Raw genomic sequence first — 16,802 nt, forward strand, 5'->3', positions numbered from 1 at the left:
GCCCGCGGCGTCCGTTCTCAGTTGTCGGCGGCCGTGGTCGTCATCGGCCCGCCCGCGGGCACGGTCCGGTCGCCCTCGCCCTCGCCGGCCGGCTGCCCGGCGGGCGGCCGGCCCGGCAGGAACAGGCCGACCACCAGGGCGCCGAGCAGGGCGACGGAGGCCGAGCCGACGGCGGTGACGTGCATGGCGCCGAGGAACGCGTCGTTCGCCGCGGCGACCAGCGGGCGGCCCGCCGGGCCGAGCTTCTCCGCGACGGCGAGCGTCGCCTCGATCGACTCCCCCGCCGCGTCCCTGGCCGGGGCCGGCAGCGTACCGAGGTGGCCCTCGATGTCACCGCGGTAGACGGTGGACAGCACCGAGCCCAGGACGGCGATCCCGAGCGCCCCGCCGACCTGCCGGAACGTGTTGTTGATGGCCGAGCCGGAGCCGGCCTTCTCGCGCGGCAGCGCCTGCATCACGGCGACGGTGACGGGAGGCATGACGTGCGCCATGCCGGTGCCCTGGACGAAGAAGACCACGCACAGCACCCAGACGGGGGTATCGGCGTCGAACAGTGTGAAGGCCAGCAGTCCGGCCGCGACCAGCAGCATCCCGACCGTACACACCGCACGGGCGCCGAACCGCTGGACGACCAGCCGGGCGCGCGGCGCGAAGATCATCTGTGCGGCGGCCAGTGGCACGATCAGCAGCCCGGACTGCAGGGCGCTGTAGCCACGCACGCTCTGCAGGTAGAAGGCGGAGAAGAAGGTCACCCCCATCAGCGCGAAGAAGACCAGCGCCACAGCGGCGACGGCGGCGGAGAACGCCCCGTTCCTGAAGTACGAGACATCGATGGCCGGGTGGCTGCTGCGCTTCTCGTGCCAGACGAAGCCGGCCAGGACGACCAGGCCGCCGATGATCGACAGAAGCACGACGGGGTCGGCGAAGTCGGCGAGTTCGCCGCCGCGGATGATGCCGAACACCAACAGGACCAGGCCGACGATGGAGAGTACGACGCCGAGCGGGTCGATCCGGCCCGGCTTCGGGTCCCGGGAGTCCGGCACCAGCACCACCATCGCGATCAGCGCGACGATCACCACGGGCACATTGACCAGGAAGATCGAGCCCCACCAGAAGTGTTCGAGCAGCAGTCCGCCGGTGATCGGGCCGATGGCGATGGCCAGGCCGACGCTGCCGGCCCAGATTCCGATCGCCTTGGGCTGCTCGTCGCGCTCGAAGACGTTCATCAGGATGGCGAGGGTGGCGGGCATCACGAACGCGGCGCCGAAGCCCATCACGGCGCGCCAGGTGATGAGTTCGCCGGGCGAGCCGGACATCGCGGCGAGGGCCGAGCCGATACCGAACAGCAGGATGCCGAAGAGCAGGACCTTCTTGCGTCCGATGCGGTCGCCGAGCAGACCGGCGGTGAAGAGCAGTCCGGCGAAGACGAGCGTGTAGGAGTTGATCGCCCACTCCAGCTCGCTCTGGGTGGCTCCGAGCCCGGTGGGCGCCGGGGATGCGATGGTCTTGACCGCGACGTTCAGGATCGAGTTGTCCAGCACCACGATGAGCAGGCTGAACATCAGAACGACGAGGATCGCCCAGCGGCGACGGTGGATCGCTTCGGGAACTTGGGACGCGGCCGCGGGAGGGCCGGACGGTATCGACATGGCAGGGAGCCTAGCCCTTTTTCGATACGAGACCGTCTCGTATTGGAAAGTCTTTGCCGAGAGGGCCCACTTCCCGAGGACGGCCCGGGATGCCACCATGGAACCGGTCCGGGGACGCCGTCAGGGCGCCTCGAGATGACGAAGGAGCCGTTGGCAATGACGCTTCAGGCTGCGCAGAACCAGCCCGCAACCCCCGCGGGGGCCCTCACCGACAGCAGCAAGGCGCTGTACGGAGGCAAGAGCACCCGCCGCATCACCGTCCATGACATCGCCGCCGCCACCGAGCGTGGCGAGAAGTGGCCCATGCTGACCGCCTACGACGCGATGACCGCGTCCGTCTTCGACGAGGCCGGCATCCCGGTCATGCTCGTCGGCGACTCCATGGGCAACTGCCATCTCGGCTACGAGACCACCGTGCCCGTCACGATGGACGAGATCGCCATCCTCTCCGCCGCGGTCGTACGGGGCACCAAGCGCGCCCTCATCGTCGGCGACCTGCCCTTCGGGGCGTACCAGGAAGGGCCCGTCCAGGCCCTGCGCAACGCCACCCGGCTGGTCAAGGAGGCCGGCGTGGGTGCGGTGAAGCTGGAGGGCGGCGAGCGTTCGCTCGCGCAGACCGAGCTGCTGGTGTCGGCCGGCATCCCGGTCATGTCGCACCTCGGGCTGACCCCGCAGTCCGTGAACACCATGGGCTACCGGGTGCAGGGCCGCAGCGACGAGGCCGCGCACCGACTGATCCGGGACGCCAAGGCGGCACAGGACGCGGGGGCGTTCGCCGTCGTCCTGGAGCTCGTACCGGCCGAGGTGGCCGCCGAGATCACCCGCAGTCTGCAGATCCCGACCGTCGGCATCGGCGCCGGTCCGGACACCGACGCCCAGGTGCTGGTCTACACCGACATGGTCGGGCTGACCGGCGGCAAGGTACCGCGCTTCACCAAGCAGTACGCGAACATGCGCAAGGTGCTCGGCGACGCGGCGAAGGAGTTCGCGGACGAGGTCGTCGGCGGCACGTTCCCGGCGCCGGAACACACCTTCCACTAGGGCCTGTCCCCTCCGGGGGATCACTGACCACTGCCCGCACCACGACAGCCCGCCGACTTCCCCCATCGGCGGGCTGTCGGCGCGTATCGGTGGCCTGCAGGTGCCACCGCAGGCCCCCTGTCGGCAGAATGTCGGTGGACTGTCGGTGGCGGATGTTCCCATAGTGGGCATGACGCGAATCGACAAGAACCCCAGGACCGGCGGCAACGCCGTCGAGGTGCGGGGGCTGGTCAAGCACTACGGCGAGACCAAGGCACTGGACGGCGTGGACCTCGACGTGCGCGAGGGCACCGTCCTCGGTGTGCTCGGCCCCAACGGCGCCGGCAAGACCACCCTCGTACGCTGCCTCTCCACCCTCATCGTGCCGGACGCCGGCCACGCCACCGTCGCGGGCTACGACGTGCTGAAGCAGCCCCGGCAGCTGCGCCGCATCATCGGCCTGACCGGCCAGTACGCCTCGGTCGACGAGAAGCTCTCCGGCTGGGAGAACCTCTATATGATCGGGCGCCTCCTCGACCTGCCCCGCAAGACCGCGCGGGCCCGCGCCGACGAGCTGCTGGAGCGGTTCTCGCTCACCGAAGCCGCCAAGCGGCCCGCGATGAACTACTCCGGCGGCATGCGGCGCCGGCTCGACCTGGCCGCCTCGATGATCGGCAGCCCGGCCGTGCTGTATCTGGACGAGCCGACGACGGGACTCGACCCCCGGACCCGTAACGAGGTCTGGGACGAGGTGCAGCGGATGGTCGCGGAGGGGGCGACCGTGCTGCTCACCACCCAGTACATGGAAGAGGCCGAGCAGCTCGCAAACGAGCTCACCGTCATCGACAAGGGCCGGATCATCGCCAACGGCGGGGTCGACGAGCTCAAGGCGAAGGTCGGCGGCCGCACCCTGCAGATCCGGCCCACGGACCCGGCCCAGCTGCCCGCCATGGTCCAGGCACTCGCGGAGGCCGGTCTCGACGGGGTCGCCGGTTCGCAGGCCGTCCCGGACGAGGGAATGCTGTACGTACCGATCCTCAGCGACGAACAACTGACCGCCGTCATCGGCTTGTTCGCGGGTCGGGGTCTCTCCGTCGCGCACATCGCCACCGCGCTGCCCAGCCTGGACGAGGTGTTCCTTGCCATCACCGGTGAGAAGACCTCGCTGTCCGTGACCGACACGATCCCCGAGGAGGTCCCGGCATGAGCACGGCGACTCTGACCCCCGACGCCCCGACCGGCTCCGCACCGGCGAAGGTCCTCCACGACGAGGGCCGGATCGGGCTGCGCAGCAATCTGCGGCACATCGGCGCGCTGGTGCGGCGCAATCTGCTCCAGATCAAGCAGGACCCGGAGTCGATGTTCGACGCGCTCCTGATGCCGATCGTCTTCACGCTGCTGTTCGTGTACGTCTTCGGCGGCTCCGTCGGCGCGAGCCTGGGCGGGGACCGGCAGACGTACATCAACTACGTGATCCCCGGGCTGATGGCGATGATGGGCATGAACATCGCCATGGCGGTCGGCACCGGTGTCAACGACGACTTCCGCAAGGGGGTCATGGACCGGTTCCGGACGATGCCGATCGCCCGTTCCTCGGTCCTCATCGCGAAGATCGTGGTCGAGCTCGGCCGGATGATGGTCGCCACGGTGATCCTGCTGGGCATGGGCTTCCTGATCGGCATGCAGCTCAAGACCTCGGTGTTCGGTCTGCTCGCGGCTGTCGGTCTCTCGGCGGCGTTCGGCGTCGCCATCATGTGGATCTTCATGCTGCTGGGGCTGTCACTGAAGACGGCCCAGGCGGTTCAGGGAATGGGGTTCCTGGTGATGATGCCCCTGCAGTTCGGTTCCTCGATCTTCGCGCCGCCGACGACGATGCCCGGCTGGCTCCGGTCGTTCACCGACTACAACCCGCTGTCCAATCTCGCGGACGCGGCGCGTGGACTGATGCTCGGCGGTCCGGTGGCGCACTCGGTGTGGCTGACGCTCGGCTGGGCCGCGGCCATCACCCTGGTGACGGCGCCGCTCGCGGTCTCCAAGTTCCGCAAGAAGACCTGAGGACGGGACCTCCGGGGTCAGTCCCGATACGCGTCCACGAGGGCGGCGGCCTCCTCCAGTGTGAGGCCGCCGCCCTCGGCGTACGCGGCGGCGTAGGCGGCCTCCCCGAGGACGCCGCGGACCAGTTCCACCGCCCGCGCGTGGTTGTCACGCTCCAGCGACGCCTCGACATGACCGGACGGCAGCAGACCCTCCCGGGCACCCAGCAGCCGAGCCGCGTCCGCCGCCCGGCGCTCGCCGCCGAGTCCGCCGAGGGCCCAGGCCACGGTGACGAGATGAAGGGCGGACATCTGGGGTGCCACCATCTGCGACAGCGGGTCCTGGGACCTGACCAGAGCCTGCCGGCCCCGGTCGAGGGCGTCGGCGTACAGGCCGTCCTCGTTGTCCAGCCACGCCATGCCGCCCAGCACGAACCCGTCGAAGATCGCCACCGTCTCGGACCGGAACTCCTCGCGCAACTCGATGAGTTGCTCCCGCGCCTCGGCCGTACGCCCGGAGCGGCCCAGCCACATGGCGAGATGGAGCCGGGCGGCCGGCATCGCCTCGTGCCCCGCCTGACGGCCCTCGGTGAGCACCTCACGGAGGATCGTCTCGGCCTCGGCGCCACGGTCGAGCTCGGTCAGCACGGAGGCGTACCGGGTACGCAGGAGCGACACCTGGGAGCGGGCCCCCAGTTGCTCGGCCCAGCCGATCGCAGCGAGGAAGTCGTCCGCCGCGCTGGTGTAAGCGCCCTTCTTCTCATAGGCCTCGCCCCGGCAGGAGAGCGCTTCCGCGGCACCCCAGGCATCCCCGAGCCGATTGAAGATCTCCAGGCTCTCGTCGGCGTCCCCCCGGGCCTCGCCCGCCCAGTCGGGGCGATTGGCCAGCACATTGGCGCGCATCTGAAGAGCGGCGGCGAGCTCCCATTCATAGCCGAACTCCCGGCAGGAACGGACCGTTTCGTCCAGCAGTTCGCGCAGCCGGCCCACGTCCCCGGTGAGCAGGACTGCGAAGAACCAGAGCGACGCCGGGGCGCGGCAGGTCTGCGGCTGACCCGCCCGGTAGGTGCCCGCGATGACGCGCAGCCGCTCCATGCTCTTCTCGGTGGTCCACTCGTCCATCGCATGGTCCATGCTGACCAGCTGGATCAGCCGCGCCCCGCGCCGCGCCTCTTCGAGCAGCTCGGGCGACATGGGCGGTGGCGCGTCGGTGCACCGCTCATGGAGCGAGGGCGCGGGCCGGGCGGGCGGGGCGAACGGGTCGGGGCCGAGCTCGGCAGCCGCGTCGGACCACTGGAGTGCATCGGTCCGCAGGTCACGCATCTGCCAGTACCAGGCGAGGGAGAGGACCAGGCAGAGCACCTCCTGCTCGTCACGGGCGGCGACGGCGCGCCGCAGGGCCGTGCGCAGGTTCTCGTACTCGCGCTCCAGGAGCTCGATGGCGGCCCGCTGTCCCGAACCCCGGAGCTCGGGGTCGGTGGTACGTGCCAACTCCCGGTAGAAGACCAGGTGTTGCCGCTCGACGGCGGTCCGCTCCGCTGCCTCGTCGAGCCGCCCTGCGGCGTACTCGCCCACGGTCTCCAGGAGCCGGTAGCGCATCTCGCCGTCGTCGGCGGGCGCGGCGACGACAAGAGACTTGTCGACGAGCGAGCCGAGCAGGACGGCGACGTCACGCGGATCGACGGGCTCGACCGGATCGTCGGGGACGACCGGGGCGTCCGGGGCGGGGTGGGCGCAGACCGACTCCGCCGCGGCGAGGGTGCAGCCGCCGGCGAACACGGACAGGCGGCGCAGGACAGCGCGTTCGGGCGCGTCGAGGAGGTCCCAGGACCAGTCGACGACGGCACGCAGGGTCTGCTGGCGCGGCAGAACGGTACGGCTGCCGCTGGTCAGCAGCCGGAACCGGTCGTCGAGCCGGTCCGCGATCTGGCGCGGGCTGAGCATCCGCAGCCGGGCGGCGGCGAGTTCGATGGCGAGCGGCAGGCCGTCGAGTCGACGGCAGATCTCGGCGGCGGCAGCCGCCGTCTCCTCGTCGCTGTCCGTCCGGAAGCCGGGCTGCGCGGCGGCGCCGCGGTCGGCGAGCAGGCGCAGCGCCATCGGGTCGGGCAGCGGGTCGACGGGGCGGACGAACTCGCCCGGTACACCGAGGGGTTCACGGCTGGTCGCCAGGACGGTGAGGTCCGGGCATTGGACGAGCAGATGGTCGGCGAGCGCCGCGGCGGCCTCGATGACGTGCTCGCAGTTGTCGAGGAGGAGCAGCATCCGGCGCCGCGAGCAGTGCTCGGTCAGCCGGACGAGCGGATCGCCGGTGCCCCGCTCGGCGGCCCGCAGTTCCTCGGCGCCGGCGCCGCGCAGCACGGTCTCGCGCGCACCGAGTGCGGTCAGTACCGCTTCGGGCACGGCCTCGGGGTCGTCCACGGGGGCGAGCTCGGCCAGCCAGATGCCGTCCGGCCAGGCGGACGCGGCGGACTCGGCGGCCTCCTGGGACAGCCGGGTCTTGCCCGCGCCCCCGGGCCCGAGAAGGGTGACGAGCCGGGCCTGCGCGAGGTCGTCCCGGAGCGCCTCGATATCGGCCTCGCGCCCGACAAAGCTGGTGAGCCTGGCGCGCAGGTTGCCGTGGGGGGCGGCGGGGGCGTACGGGGCCGGGGGGCCGTCGAGGGTGAGGGCAGGGGCGGGCGCGGGGATACGGGCCGGCACGGCGGCCGGGTCCGCCAGCGGCGGCCGGTTCGGCGCAGGCGCATGGCGCGACGCGGCGGCCGGGCCCTGTCCGTGCGCCCGGTCGAGTCCGGGCGTGCGCCCCGGCGCGGGCGCCCGGCCGTGTCCGGCCCCTCGGTTCGACGGCGCCAGCGCCGGTTCCTGGTGGAGCAATTCAGCGTGCAGAGAACGCAGTTCGGGGCCCGGGTCGGTGCCGAGGCGGTCGGCGAGTACGGTACGTACCTCCTCGTACGCCGCCAGCGCCTGCGCCGCACGTCCGGCGTCCCGCAGCGCCCGCAGGCGCAGCGTCTGGAGCGGTTCGTCTATCGGGTGGTCGGCGCAGAGCGCGACCAGTTCCGGCAGGACCTCGTCGGCGCGGCCCAGCGCCAGCGCCGCGGCGAGCCGGGTGCGCCGGGCGTCCAGTCGGCGGGCCGTCCAGCGGGCGGCGACGGCGCCGCGGTCGGGCAGATCGGCGAGGACCGGGCCCCGCCACAGGGCGAGCGCATCGTCGAGGACGGTGACGGCCTTGGCCGGATCGCCCGAGTCCAGGGCCCGCACCCCCTCCCCCGTGAGCCGGTCGAAGCGGTGCAGGTCGACCGCGTCGGGATCGGCGGCAAGCCGGTAGCCGCTCTCGGCGGAGGTGATGGCCTCATGGCCGAGAACCCGCCGGAGCCGGCCGACGAGCGCCTGCAGGGCGCCCACCGCGTCGGCGGGCGGCTCGCCGTCCCACACCTCGTCGACAAGCACCGCGGCAGGGACCGCGCGGCCGGGGCTCAGCGCCAGAACGGTCAGCAGGGCGCGCAGTCGCGCCCCACCGATGGCGACGGCCGTGCCGTCGTCGTGGAGTGCCTGCGTGGTGCCGAGGATGCTGTAGCGCACGCGCCTATTCTCCGTGACCGGAATCGGGAATCGGACAGGCGCCCGGCAGCGGCGGTCCATTCCGGTGCTCGGCGTTGCCCAACGGTTCCCCGGTGTTGCTCGTCATGTGTCCACCCTGTCCGGAACCACCACCCGGATGCGAGTCGTTTCCGCCGTGTCGACTGTACGGTCGGGACTCACCCTGCCCGTGACGCGCTCCACCCCCTGCCCCCGAGCCACTTGGAGTCCACTGATGACCACCGCAGTTGCCCGCAGCGACCGGCGAATCAGTCCCATCTTCCTCGGGATCGCCGCCGTCATGGCGGTCTCCGGCTGGGCGGTGTGGACGGACTTCGCCGAGCTGCCGGGGCTTGCGATCTTCCTCTTCGTCACGGCGGCCTGGGTCGTCTCGCTCTGTCTGCACGAGTACGCGCACGCGCGCACCGCACTGCACAGCGGGGACGTCTCGATCGGGGCGAAGGGCTATCTGACGCTGAACCCGCTCAAGTACACGCATGCGCTGCTGAGCATCGTGCTGCCGGTGCTGTTCGTGATCCTGGGCGGGATCGGGCTGCCCGGTGGCGCGGTCTTCATCGAGCGGGGCCGGATCAGCGGCCGCTGGAAGCACAGCCTGATCTCGGCGGCGGGCCCCCTGACGAACGTACTGTTCGCGGTCGTCTGCACGGCGCCGTTCTGGCTGCACGCGCTGGACGGTGTCCCGTTGGGGTTCCGGTACGCGCTGGCGTTCCTGGCGCTGCTCCAGGTCACCGCGTCGATCCTGAACTTCCTGCCGGTCCCGGGGCTGGACGGGTACGGGGTGATCGAGCCGTGGCTGTCGCACCGGATCCGCCGCCAGGTGGAGCCGTTCGCGGCGTTCGGCCTGTTCGCGGTGTTCGGGCTGCTGTGGATCCCCGAGGTCAACATCGTCTTCTTCGACACGATCCACAGCCTGTTGCAGTCGCTGGGCGTCAGCGAGTCCGACACGTACTGCGGCTTCGACGCCTACCAGTTCTGGCAGAAGTCGAATCCGTCCTGCGTCGCCGGTTAGGGGTGTCCGGCCGCGGTCAGCGGGCGGCGGTCTCTGCGCGGTGCTTGCGCAGGTAGTACCACGCCATGTTGGAGGAGAGTCCGGCCAGCAGCACCCAGATGATCCCGAGCCAGGTGCCCTGGACGAAGGAGATCACGGCCGCACCGACGGCCAGGACGCAGACGGCGAGGGCGTAGAGAGCGAGGCGGGGCATGGGGGGCAGCTCCTGTCCGGGGTGGCGCATGGTCCCGTCCAGTGTCCCTCATGCCCCATTCCGCTCTCCGCAGGGTGCGGCCGTGGGCGCCCTCGGGCTCAGACGTCCGTGGTACGCAGCCCGGCGTGCGCCTTGTAGCGGCGGTTGACCGAGATCAGGTTGGCGACCAGCGACTCGACCTGGTGGGCGTTGCGCAGCCGGCCCGCGAAGATGCCGCGCATGCCGGGGATCCGGCCGGCGAGCGCCTGCACGAGATCGGTGTCGGCGCGGGCGTCGCCCAGCACGAGCACATCGGTGTCGATCTCCTCGATCGCCTGGTCCTGGAGCAGCACCGCCGAGAGGTGGTGGAAGGCGGCGGTGACCCGGGACTCGGGCAGCAGGGCGGCGGCCTGCTCGGCGGCACTGCCCTCCTCGGGCTTCAGGGCGTACGCGCCCTGCTTGTCGAAGCCGAGCGGGTTGACGCAGTCGATGACAAGCTTCCCGGCGAGCTCGTCGCGCAGCGACTCCAGGGTCTTGGCGTGCCCGTCCCACGGCACTGCGACGATCACGACGTCGCTGCGGCGGGCGCACTCGGCGTTGTCGGCGCCCTCGACACCGAGACCCAGCCCGTCGGCGGCGGTCCGGGCGCGGTCGGCGACGCGGGAGCCGATGATCACCTTCTGCCCGGCGCGCGCGAGCCGGTAGGCGAGACCGCGGCCCTGCGGGCCGGTGCCGCCGAGCACGCCGACAGTCAGCCCGGATACGTCGGGAAGGTCCCAGGGGTCCTTGGCGGGGGGCTTGGGCGCGCTGCCGCTGTCATTCGTAGTCATGGTCCCGACACTACTGCGCGCCATGGAGGGGAACGCAGCGTGTCACCCCAGCGACATCCATCACTGCACCTGCCCCGTTCGGCTGGTTCGGTGCCGTTCGCCGGTGCGGGGGACGGGTCCTGCGGCATGATGCCGGGCCATGGATGCCGTACGCGTCGCCCTGCTCCGTGAAGTGCTCGCCGGGACCGAGTGGCCCGCGGCGGCCCGCCGGTTCGCGGGGACCCTCCGGTCGTCCGTCGTTCCGCACGGCGGCGGGCTGCTGCTGGTGGGGACGGCGGCGTACGAGCCGTGGCACCTGGCGGCCCATCTGGTCGACGAGTCCACCTGGTCCGGACTGCCGGAGCTGGCGCCCACGCTCGTACGCCACCGGGTGGAGCCGGGCGATCCGGCGCATCTGGCCGTCGGTCTGGGCCGGATCGAGGCGGCCGGGCGGGGCGAGACGCTGTTCCTGGTGGCTCCGGAGCGGCCCGGGGACGGGCTGCTGGAGCGGGTGCACGACGCGCGCCGGGCGGGGGCGACGGTGCTGTCGCTGGACAACGGCGACCCGGAGGTGCGGGGGCTCGCCCATGAGACGCTCGCGGTGACCTGCCGCGACGATGTGGACCTGGACACCGTGCAGCATCTGGTGAGCGCGGCGGCCGGGGAGAACAGCGTCCCCGCACCGCGCGGCCGCCATCGCTTCCGGGACCGGCTGTCCCGGCTCGCCGACCAGCTGACCGCGCCTCCGCCCGCGCGATGGTGACGGGGACGAGGCCGCCGCAGGCCCGGGCAAAACCGGTTGCACAGGGCACGTACGGCGCCGGACCATGACCCTTCGTGACCTCTGCCACCGCCCTGCCCGCCAGGCTCTCCGCGCTCCTGCCCGACCTCTCGCCCTGGCGTTCCTCGGCCGACTTCCGGCTGCTGTGGGTCCAGGGCCTGGTCACCTACTTCGGCAGCTTCATGGCGCTGATCGCGTTGCCGCTCCAGATCAAGGAACTCACCGGTTCGCCGCTCGCCGTCGGCGCGATGGGTGCGGTCGAGCTGGTGCCGCTGGTCGTCTTCGGTCTGTACGGCGGGGCGCTCGCCGACTCCGCGGACCGCCGCAAGGTGATCCTGGGCACCGAGGCGGGGCTGGGGCTGCTCGCGCTCGTCCTCCTGGTGAATGCCGCGCTGCCCGACCCGATGCTCTGGCCTCTCTATCTCGTCGCGGGCGGCGTCTCCGCGCTCGCCGGTCTCCAGCGGCCCGCGCTGGACTCCCTGATCGCCCGGATCGTGCCGCACGACCAGCTCACCGCTGCCGCCGCCCTGAACTCGCTGCGCTGGCAGTTCGGTGCGATCACCGGCCCGGCGGTGGCGGGTCTGGTGGTGGCCTATGCGGGGCACGCCACGGCGTACACGGTCACCGTGGTCACGTTCACCGTCTCCGTGCTCCTCTGTCTGCGGCTGGCGCCCGCACCGCCCGCCGAGCACGCACGGAAGCCGTCGCTGCGCGGCATCGCCGAGGGGGCGAGGTACGCCTGGAGCCGGCCGGTGCTGCTGGGGACGTACGCGATCGACCTGGCCGCGATGTTCTTCGCCTTCCCGAACACGATCTTCCCGTTCCTGGCGGACGAGCTGGACGCCGAGTGGTCACTGGGGTTGATGTACGCGGCGGGGTCGGTCGGCTCGCTGGTACTGGGCCTGACCAGCGGCTGGACGTCACGGGTACGGCGGCACGGGCTGTTCGTGGTGTTCGGGGCGGCGGCCTGGGGGCTGGCGATCGCCGCGGCCGGGTGGTTCAGCAATGTGTGGCTGGTGCTGGTCTGCCTCGCGGTGGCGGGCGCGGGCGACATGCTCAGCGGTCTGGGCCGCTCCACGATCTGGAACCAGACCATCCCGGAGGAGCTGCGCGGCCGGCTGGCGGGCATCGAGGTGCTCTCGTACAGCGTCGGGCCGCAGCTGGGACAGGTGCGGGCGGGCGCGATGGCGGGCTGGACGGGCACGCGGTCCGCGATCTGGACGGGCGGGGTGGCGTGCGTGGCCTCGGTCGCGCTGCTGGCTGCGGCGCTGCCGAAGCTCCTCACGTACGACTCCGAGACGGACGCGGACGCGGTGCGGCGCCGGCAGTCCAGCCCCTCCGGCGTGTGAGGAGCAGGGTCCGGGGCCGGAGCCCCGGGGCAGCTGCCGGACGGGCCGGAACCCTACGCGTCGGCCTCCGGAGGCGTGGCCTTGTCGTGCCACTTGGGGTCGTTCTCCCACTCCAGATTCCGCTCGCGCGCCGTGTCCATCGCGTGCTGTGCCTCCTCACGGGAGGTGTAGGGGCCGAACCGGTCCTTCGCGGGGCACTCGGGGCCTTCCTCGACCTTCTGGTGCACCAGGCAGTAGTACCACTCGCCCGGCTTGCCGACCGTGCGCTTCTTGAACAGGGCCATCATCGGCTCCTTTCCTCGGAGCCATGCTGCCCCAAGCTCGCTGGTTAGACTCGCTGACATGTCTGGCCAGTCGCTGCTCGCACCAGGGGAGATCACTCCCATCCGTTCCGTACCGGGAAATATCCGGCGCCCCGAGTACGTGGGTAAGCCGGCTCCTGCGCCGTACACCGGCCCGGAAATCCAGGACGCCGACACCGTCGAGCGCATGCGCATCGCCGGCCGGATCGCCGCACAGGCGATGGCCGAGGCCGCGAAGCACATCGCTCCGGGCGTGACGACGGACGAACTCGACCGCGTCGCCCACGAGTTCATGTGCGATCACGGCGCCTATCCGTCGACGCTCGGCTATCGCGGCTTCCCCAAGTCGCTCTGCTCGTCGCTCAACGAGGTCATCTGCCACGGCATCCCGGACTCCACGGTGCTGCGCGACGGCGACATCGTGAACCTCGACGTCACCGCGTACATCAACGGTGTGCACGGCGACAACAACGCCACCTATCTCTGCGGCGATGTGGACGAGGAGTCCCGGCTGCTCGTGGAGCGCACCGAGGAGTCGCTGAACCGCGCCATCAAGGCGGTCCGCCCCGGGCGCCAGATCAATGTGATCGGGCGGGTCATCGAGTCGTACGCCAAGCGCTTCGGGTACGGCGTGGTCCGGGACTTCACCGGGCACGGGATCAATTCCTCGTTCCACTCCGGCCTGATCATTCCGCACTACGACAGCCCGCACGCGACCACCGTGATGCAGCCCGGCATGACATTCACCATCGAGCCGATGCTGACGCTCGGGACGCACCAGTACGACATGTGGGACGACGGCTGGACCGTGGTGACGAAGGACCGCAAGCGCACCGCCCAGTTCGAGCACACACTGGTGGTGACGGAGACGGGCGCCGAGATCCTGACCCTTCCCTAACACTTCGTACGCGATCCGCAACCCCGGCGAACGGGTGGAACCGGGCGTATCGTTTTTACCGACGGACCGTCGGGAAGCTGTCGACTTAGGTAAGCCTAAGTTGGAAGATCGGAGATGTCGACAGTGGCTGCCGAGCGCAGTTGCTGTCGGCTTTTCTGTCTTCTTCCGGACTTCCCTCCCTCCTCGGTCCCCGGAGGCCCGCCTTGGACGCAACAGCCGCCACCACGCCCTTCTCGACGCTGATCCGCACGGCGTCGCACGAGCAGCACACCGAGGCGGAGACCTCGGCCTTCATGAGCGACCTGCTGGGCGGGCGGCTCGGAGTGGTTGCGTACACGCGCTACACCGAGCAGTTGTGGTTCGTCTACCGGGCGCTGGAGGAGGGCGCGGAGGCGCTCCGCACCGACCCGGTCGCCGGTCCGTTCATACAGCCGGAGCTGATGCGCACCGCGGAGCTGGAGCGCGATCTGGCGCATCTTCGCGGTGCGGACTGGCGCAGGGGCCTGGAGCCACTGACCGCGACGGCCACGTACGCCGACCGGGTCACCGAGTGCGCACGCACCTGGTCCGCCGGATACATCGCGCACCACTACGCCCGCTATCTCGGGGATCTCTCCGGCGGCCAGATCATCCGCGACCGGGCGGAGAAGACCTGGGGCTTCGCGCGCAAGGGTGACGGTGTCCGGTTCTATGTCTTCGAGGGGATAGCCAACCCCGCCTCGTTCAAGCGGGGTTACCGGGAACTGCTGGACGCGGTGGACGCGGACGAACTGGAGAAGAAGCGGATCGTCGACGAGTGCAGGCGCGCGTTTGCGCTGAACACGGCGGTGTTCCGGGAGCTGAGTGAGGTGTTCCCCCGCAGTGCGTAGGCCCCACGGGGTGCGGAGGGCGGGGTGGCCGGGTTCTGACGGTGAGCCCGGTCACCCGTGCCGCTCTGCCCTCAATCGCCGGACGGGCTTGAATTCGCCCGTCCGACGTCACGCTTGAAGTCGCCCCTCCGACGTCACGACGCCGACGTCACAGCGCCGGCGACAGGCTTGCATCCGCCAGCAGGACGCGGCCCCCGATTTCCACCGTGCCGTCCGGTGCGGGTGCGGTGAGGATCTGCGAGCCGCGCCCTTGTGTGATGTTGAGGGCGCGGCCCAGTTGCGCGCTGAGCAGCAGCGCCGCCGCACCCGTCGCCTCGTCCTCGACGATTCCACCGGGGCGGCTGACACCGCGCTCATGGATGCGCCGCGGGAAGGCCCGCGCCCTGACCCGTCCCGCTGCCTCGTCCTCCCACGCCCATACGTACAGCCAGCCCTCCCCCGGGGGCGGCCCGGTCAGCGCCTCGACCTCGGCGACGGATGCGTACTGCTCCAGCGTGCGCGGCGGCACCCATTCGGGGCGGGCCGCGATCCAGCTGAACTCGCCGTCCTGACGGGCGTAGATGTCGCCGACCGGCAGCTCCAGGATCTCCAGGTCCAGCAGCCAGGCGGCGCCCACGAGCGGATGCCCGGCGAACGGCAGCCGGAGTCCCGGCGTGTAGATGTCGACGTGCCCGCGCTCGGGATCGTCGACGAACACCGTCTCGCTGAAACCGAGTTGCCCGGCGAGCGCCTGCCGGGACGCCTCGTCGGGGTACGTACGCCCGTCGCGTACCACCCCGAGGGCGTTGCCGTGTCGTCCGTCCGGACCGCAGAACACGTGCAGTACGTCGATGCCTGCGGGTACGTCGTAGTCACTCACGTGCGCATTCAAGCATCGTGCGGCCCGGTGGTGCCGCAGGAGCGGATCGGATGCGACATCGGCGGGGCCGCGGCGACGGCTCCGGCACCGAGGCGCCCCTCATTCGCGCCACCAAGAACCGGTTGACCATTTCTTTGCCTTTCCATGGGGCGCCCATGGGGCGCCTGTGATCGCCCCGTTCTCCGGCACCCCAGGTGAGATCTGAATCACTGCACGGGTGGGTGCCGGTGAGGTAAGCCTCGGTTAAGTTAGGTCCGCCTCACCCGCCTGTTTCCGGCCCTGTTCATCCTCTTCAGCCTTTGTGGAGCCCGTATGCGAGCCGTTCGTTTCTCCGTCGTCACCGCTGTCGCCACCGCGGCAGCTCTGACCGCCGTCACGGGCTGCGCCGAGAAGAGCGACGGCAAGGGTGACGGCGCGGTGAAGGTCACCGCGAAGGACGACTCCTGCTCGGTGTCGAAGAAGAAGCTCCCGGCCGGTCACATCGCACTCGCCGTGGAGAACAAGGGATCCAAGGTCACCGAGGTCTACGTGCTCTTCCCGGACGACCGCATCGTCGCCGAGCGCGAGAACATCGGCCCCGGCACCAAGGCCACCATCACCGCCGAGGTCAAGGCCGGTTCGTACGACGTCGTCTGCAAGCCCGGCATGAAGGGCGCCGGCTTCCGGCAGAAGATCGAGGTCACCGGCGGCACCGCGGTCAAGCGCAGCCCCGAGATGGACAAGGCCGTCGCCGGCTACCGCACCTATGTGCAGGCGCAGGCCGACGAGACGCTGCCGAAGGTCAAGGTCTTCACGGACGCCGTTGCCGCGGGCGACATCGAGGCCGCGAAGAAGGCGTACGCCGACTCCCGCATCGGCTGGGAGCGCACCGAGCCGGTCGCCGAGTCATTCGGTGACATCGACCCCAAGGTCGACGTCCGCGAGGACGGCCTGGAGGACGGCCAGAAATGGACCGGCTGGCACCGCCTGGAGAAGGCGCTGTGGCAGGACAAGAAGCTCGGCTCCGAGGAGAAGGCCCTCGCCCCGGTCCTCTACAAGGACCTCGTCGACTGGCAGAAGCGGGTCGGCAAGGCGGAGATCACCCCGACCTCGATGGCCAACGGCGCCAAGGAGCTCCTCGACGAGGTCGCCACCGGCAAGGTCACCGGTGAGGAGGAGCGCTACAGCCACACCGACCTGATCGACTTCAAGGCCAATGTCGAGGGCGCGCAGAAGTCGTACGAGCTCCTGAAGCCGATCGCCTCGAAGAACGACGCGGCGCTGACCACCACCCTGGACAAGCAGTTCGCGGCGCTGAACACGCTGCTGGACAAGTATCGCGAGGACAAGAACTCCTACGAGTTCACCTCGTACGACAAGGTCGGCAAGGCGGACCGCAAGGAACTGTCGGACGCCGTCAACGCGCTGGCCGAGCCGCTGTCGCGGCTCGCCGCCGCGGTGACGAAGTAACGGGCGGGGAGG

Annotated in this window: 15 protein-coding genes; 9 read left to right on the forward strand and 6 right to left on the reverse strand. The window is 70.7% G+C overall.

Annotated features, from left to right (window positions below; all coding sequences use genetic code 11):
• Positions 1-17: 17 nt before the first annotated feature.
• Positions 18-1,649 (reverse strand): DHA2 family efflux MFS transporter permease subunit, encoded by a 1,632-nt coding sequence (locus ACWCP8_RS16345; protein ID WP_451116488.1) that lies wholly within the window; start codon positions 1,647-1,649, stop codon positions 18-20.
• Between the two features lie 156 nt (positions 1,650-1,805).
• Here ACWCP8_RS16345 and panB point away from each other — a divergent pair, with 156 nt between their 5' ends.
• From panB to ACWCP8_RS16360, 3 genes are all read left to right on the forward strand, one after another.
• The gene (panB, locus tag ACWCP8_RS16350) at positions 1,806-2,690 is read left to right on the forward strand and encodes a 3-methyl-2-oxobutanoate hydroxymethyltransferase (RefSeq protein WP_352266888.1); all 885 of its coding nucleotides are present in this window, start codon (positions 1,806-1,808) and stop codon (positions 2,688-2,690) included.
• A 169-nt stretch (positions 2,691-2,859) separates the two neighbouring features.
• Positions 2,860-3,876, forward strand: coding sequence for an ATP-binding cassette domain-containing protein (locus tag ACWCP8_RS16355; protein WP_352266889.1), 1,017 nt, complete (start codon positions 2,860-2,862; stop codon positions 3,874-3,876).
• Positions 3,873-4,724 carry an ABC transporter permease gene (locus tag ACWCP8_RS16360; RefSeq protein ID WP_267005469.1) on the forward strand — a complete coding sequence of 284 codons (852 nt, stop codon included), beginning with the start codon at positions 3,873-3,875 and terminating at the stop codon, positions 4,722-4,724. Before ACWCP8_RS16355 ends, ACWCP8_RS16360 begins: the two co-directional genes overlap by 4 nt.
• A gap of 17 nt (positions 4,725-4,741) precedes the next feature.
• Here the strand turns inward: ACWCP8_RS16360 and ACWCP8_RS16365 are convergent, their stop codons facing one another.
• Positions 4,742-8,275: an AfsR/SARP family transcriptional regulator gene (locus ACWCP8_RS16365; RefSeq protein ID WP_451116491.1), complete on the reverse strand. Its 3,534-nt coding sequence runs from the start codon at positions 8,273-8,275 to the stop codon at positions 4,742-4,744.
• Between the two features lie 232 nt (positions 8,276-8,507).
• Between ACWCP8_RS16365 and ACWCP8_RS16370 the strand changes: the two genes are divergently transcribed.
• A complete protein-coding gene (locus tag ACWCP8_RS16370) occupies positions 8,508-9,302 on the forward strand; it encodes a site-2 protease family protein (protein ID WP_352266891.1) in 795 nt (264 codons plus the stop codon).
• Positions 9,303-9,318: 16 nt separating this feature from the next.
• Here ACWCP8_RS16370 and ACWCP8_RS16375 read toward each other — a convergent pair whose 3' ends face one another.
• Together ACWCP8_RS16375 and npdG are read right to left on the reverse strand one after the other, a co-directional pair.
• Entirely contained in the window at positions 9,319-9,495 is a 177-nt protein-coding gene (locus ACWCP8_RS16375) for a hypothetical protein (RefSeq protein ID WP_352266892.1), read from the reverse strand.
• Positions 9,496-9,593: 98 nt separating this feature from the next.
• Positions 9,594-10,304, reverse strand: a complete 711-nt coding sequence (npdG, locus tag ACWCP8_RS16380) for an NADPH-dependent F420 reductase (protein ID WP_451116493.1) — start codon at positions 10,302-10,304, stop codon at positions 9,594-9,596.
• Between the two features lie 139 nt (positions 10,305-10,443).
• On the opposite strand from npdG, the gene ACWCP8_RS16385 reads away from it, so the two are divergent.
• Positions 10,444-11,046 carry a hypothetical protein gene (locus ACWCP8_RS16385; RefSeq protein WP_352266894.1) on the forward strand — a complete coding sequence of 201 codons (603 nt, stop codon included), beginning with the start codon at positions 10,444-10,446 and terminating at the stop codon, positions 11,044-11,046.
• Positions 11,047-11,120: 74 nt separating this feature from the next.
• Entirely contained in the window at positions 11,121-12,413 is a 1,293-nt protein-coding gene (locus ACWCP8_RS16390; protein ID WP_326630812.1) for an MFS transporter, read from the forward strand.
• A gap of 53 nt (positions 12,414-12,466) precedes the next feature.
• Here the strand turns inward: ACWCP8_RS16390 and ACWCP8_RS16395 are convergent, their stop codons facing one another.
• Positions 12,467-12,697, reverse strand: a complete 231-nt coding sequence (locus tag ACWCP8_RS16395) for a hypothetical protein (protein WP_267005462.1) — start codon at positions 12,695-12,697, stop codon at positions 12,467-12,469.
• A 58-nt stretch (positions 12,698-12,755) separates the two neighbouring features.
• Between ACWCP8_RS16395 and map the strand changes: the two genes are divergently transcribed.
• Both map and ACWCP8_RS16405 read left to right on the forward strand, forming a co-directional pair.
• Entirely contained in the window at positions 12,756-13,613 is an 858-nt protein-coding gene (gene map / locus ACWCP8_RS16400; RefSeq protein WP_313937012.1) for a type I methionyl aminopeptidase, read from the forward strand.
• A gap of 203 nt (positions 13,614-13,816) precedes the next feature.
• Positions 13,817-14,482 (forward strand): biliverdin-producing heme oxygenase, encoded by a 666-nt coding sequence (locus tag ACWCP8_RS16405; protein ID WP_451116496.1) that lies wholly within the window; start codon positions 13,817-13,819, stop codon positions 14,480-14,482.
• 148 nt (positions 14,483-14,630) lie between these two features.
• Here the strand turns inward: ACWCP8_RS16405 and ACWCP8_RS16410 are convergent, their stop codons facing one another.
• Positions 14,631-15,341, reverse strand: coding sequence for a PhzF family phenazine biosynthesis protein (locus ACWCP8_RS16410; protein WP_451116498.1), 711 nt, complete (start codon positions 15,339-15,341; stop codon positions 14,631-14,633).
• A gap of 312 nt (positions 15,342-15,653) precedes the next feature.
• On the opposite strand from ACWCP8_RS16410, the gene efeO reads away from it, so the two are divergent.
• Positions 15,654-16,790 carry an iron uptake system protein EfeO gene (efeO, locus tag ACWCP8_RS16415; protein ID WP_451116500.1) on the forward strand — a complete coding sequence of 379 codons (1,137 nt, stop codon included), beginning with the start codon at positions 15,654-15,656 and terminating at the stop codon, positions 16,788-16,790.
• Positions 16,791-16,802 lie beyond the last annotated feature (12 nt).

The organism is Streptomyces sp. NPDC002206, assembly GCF_053593595.1.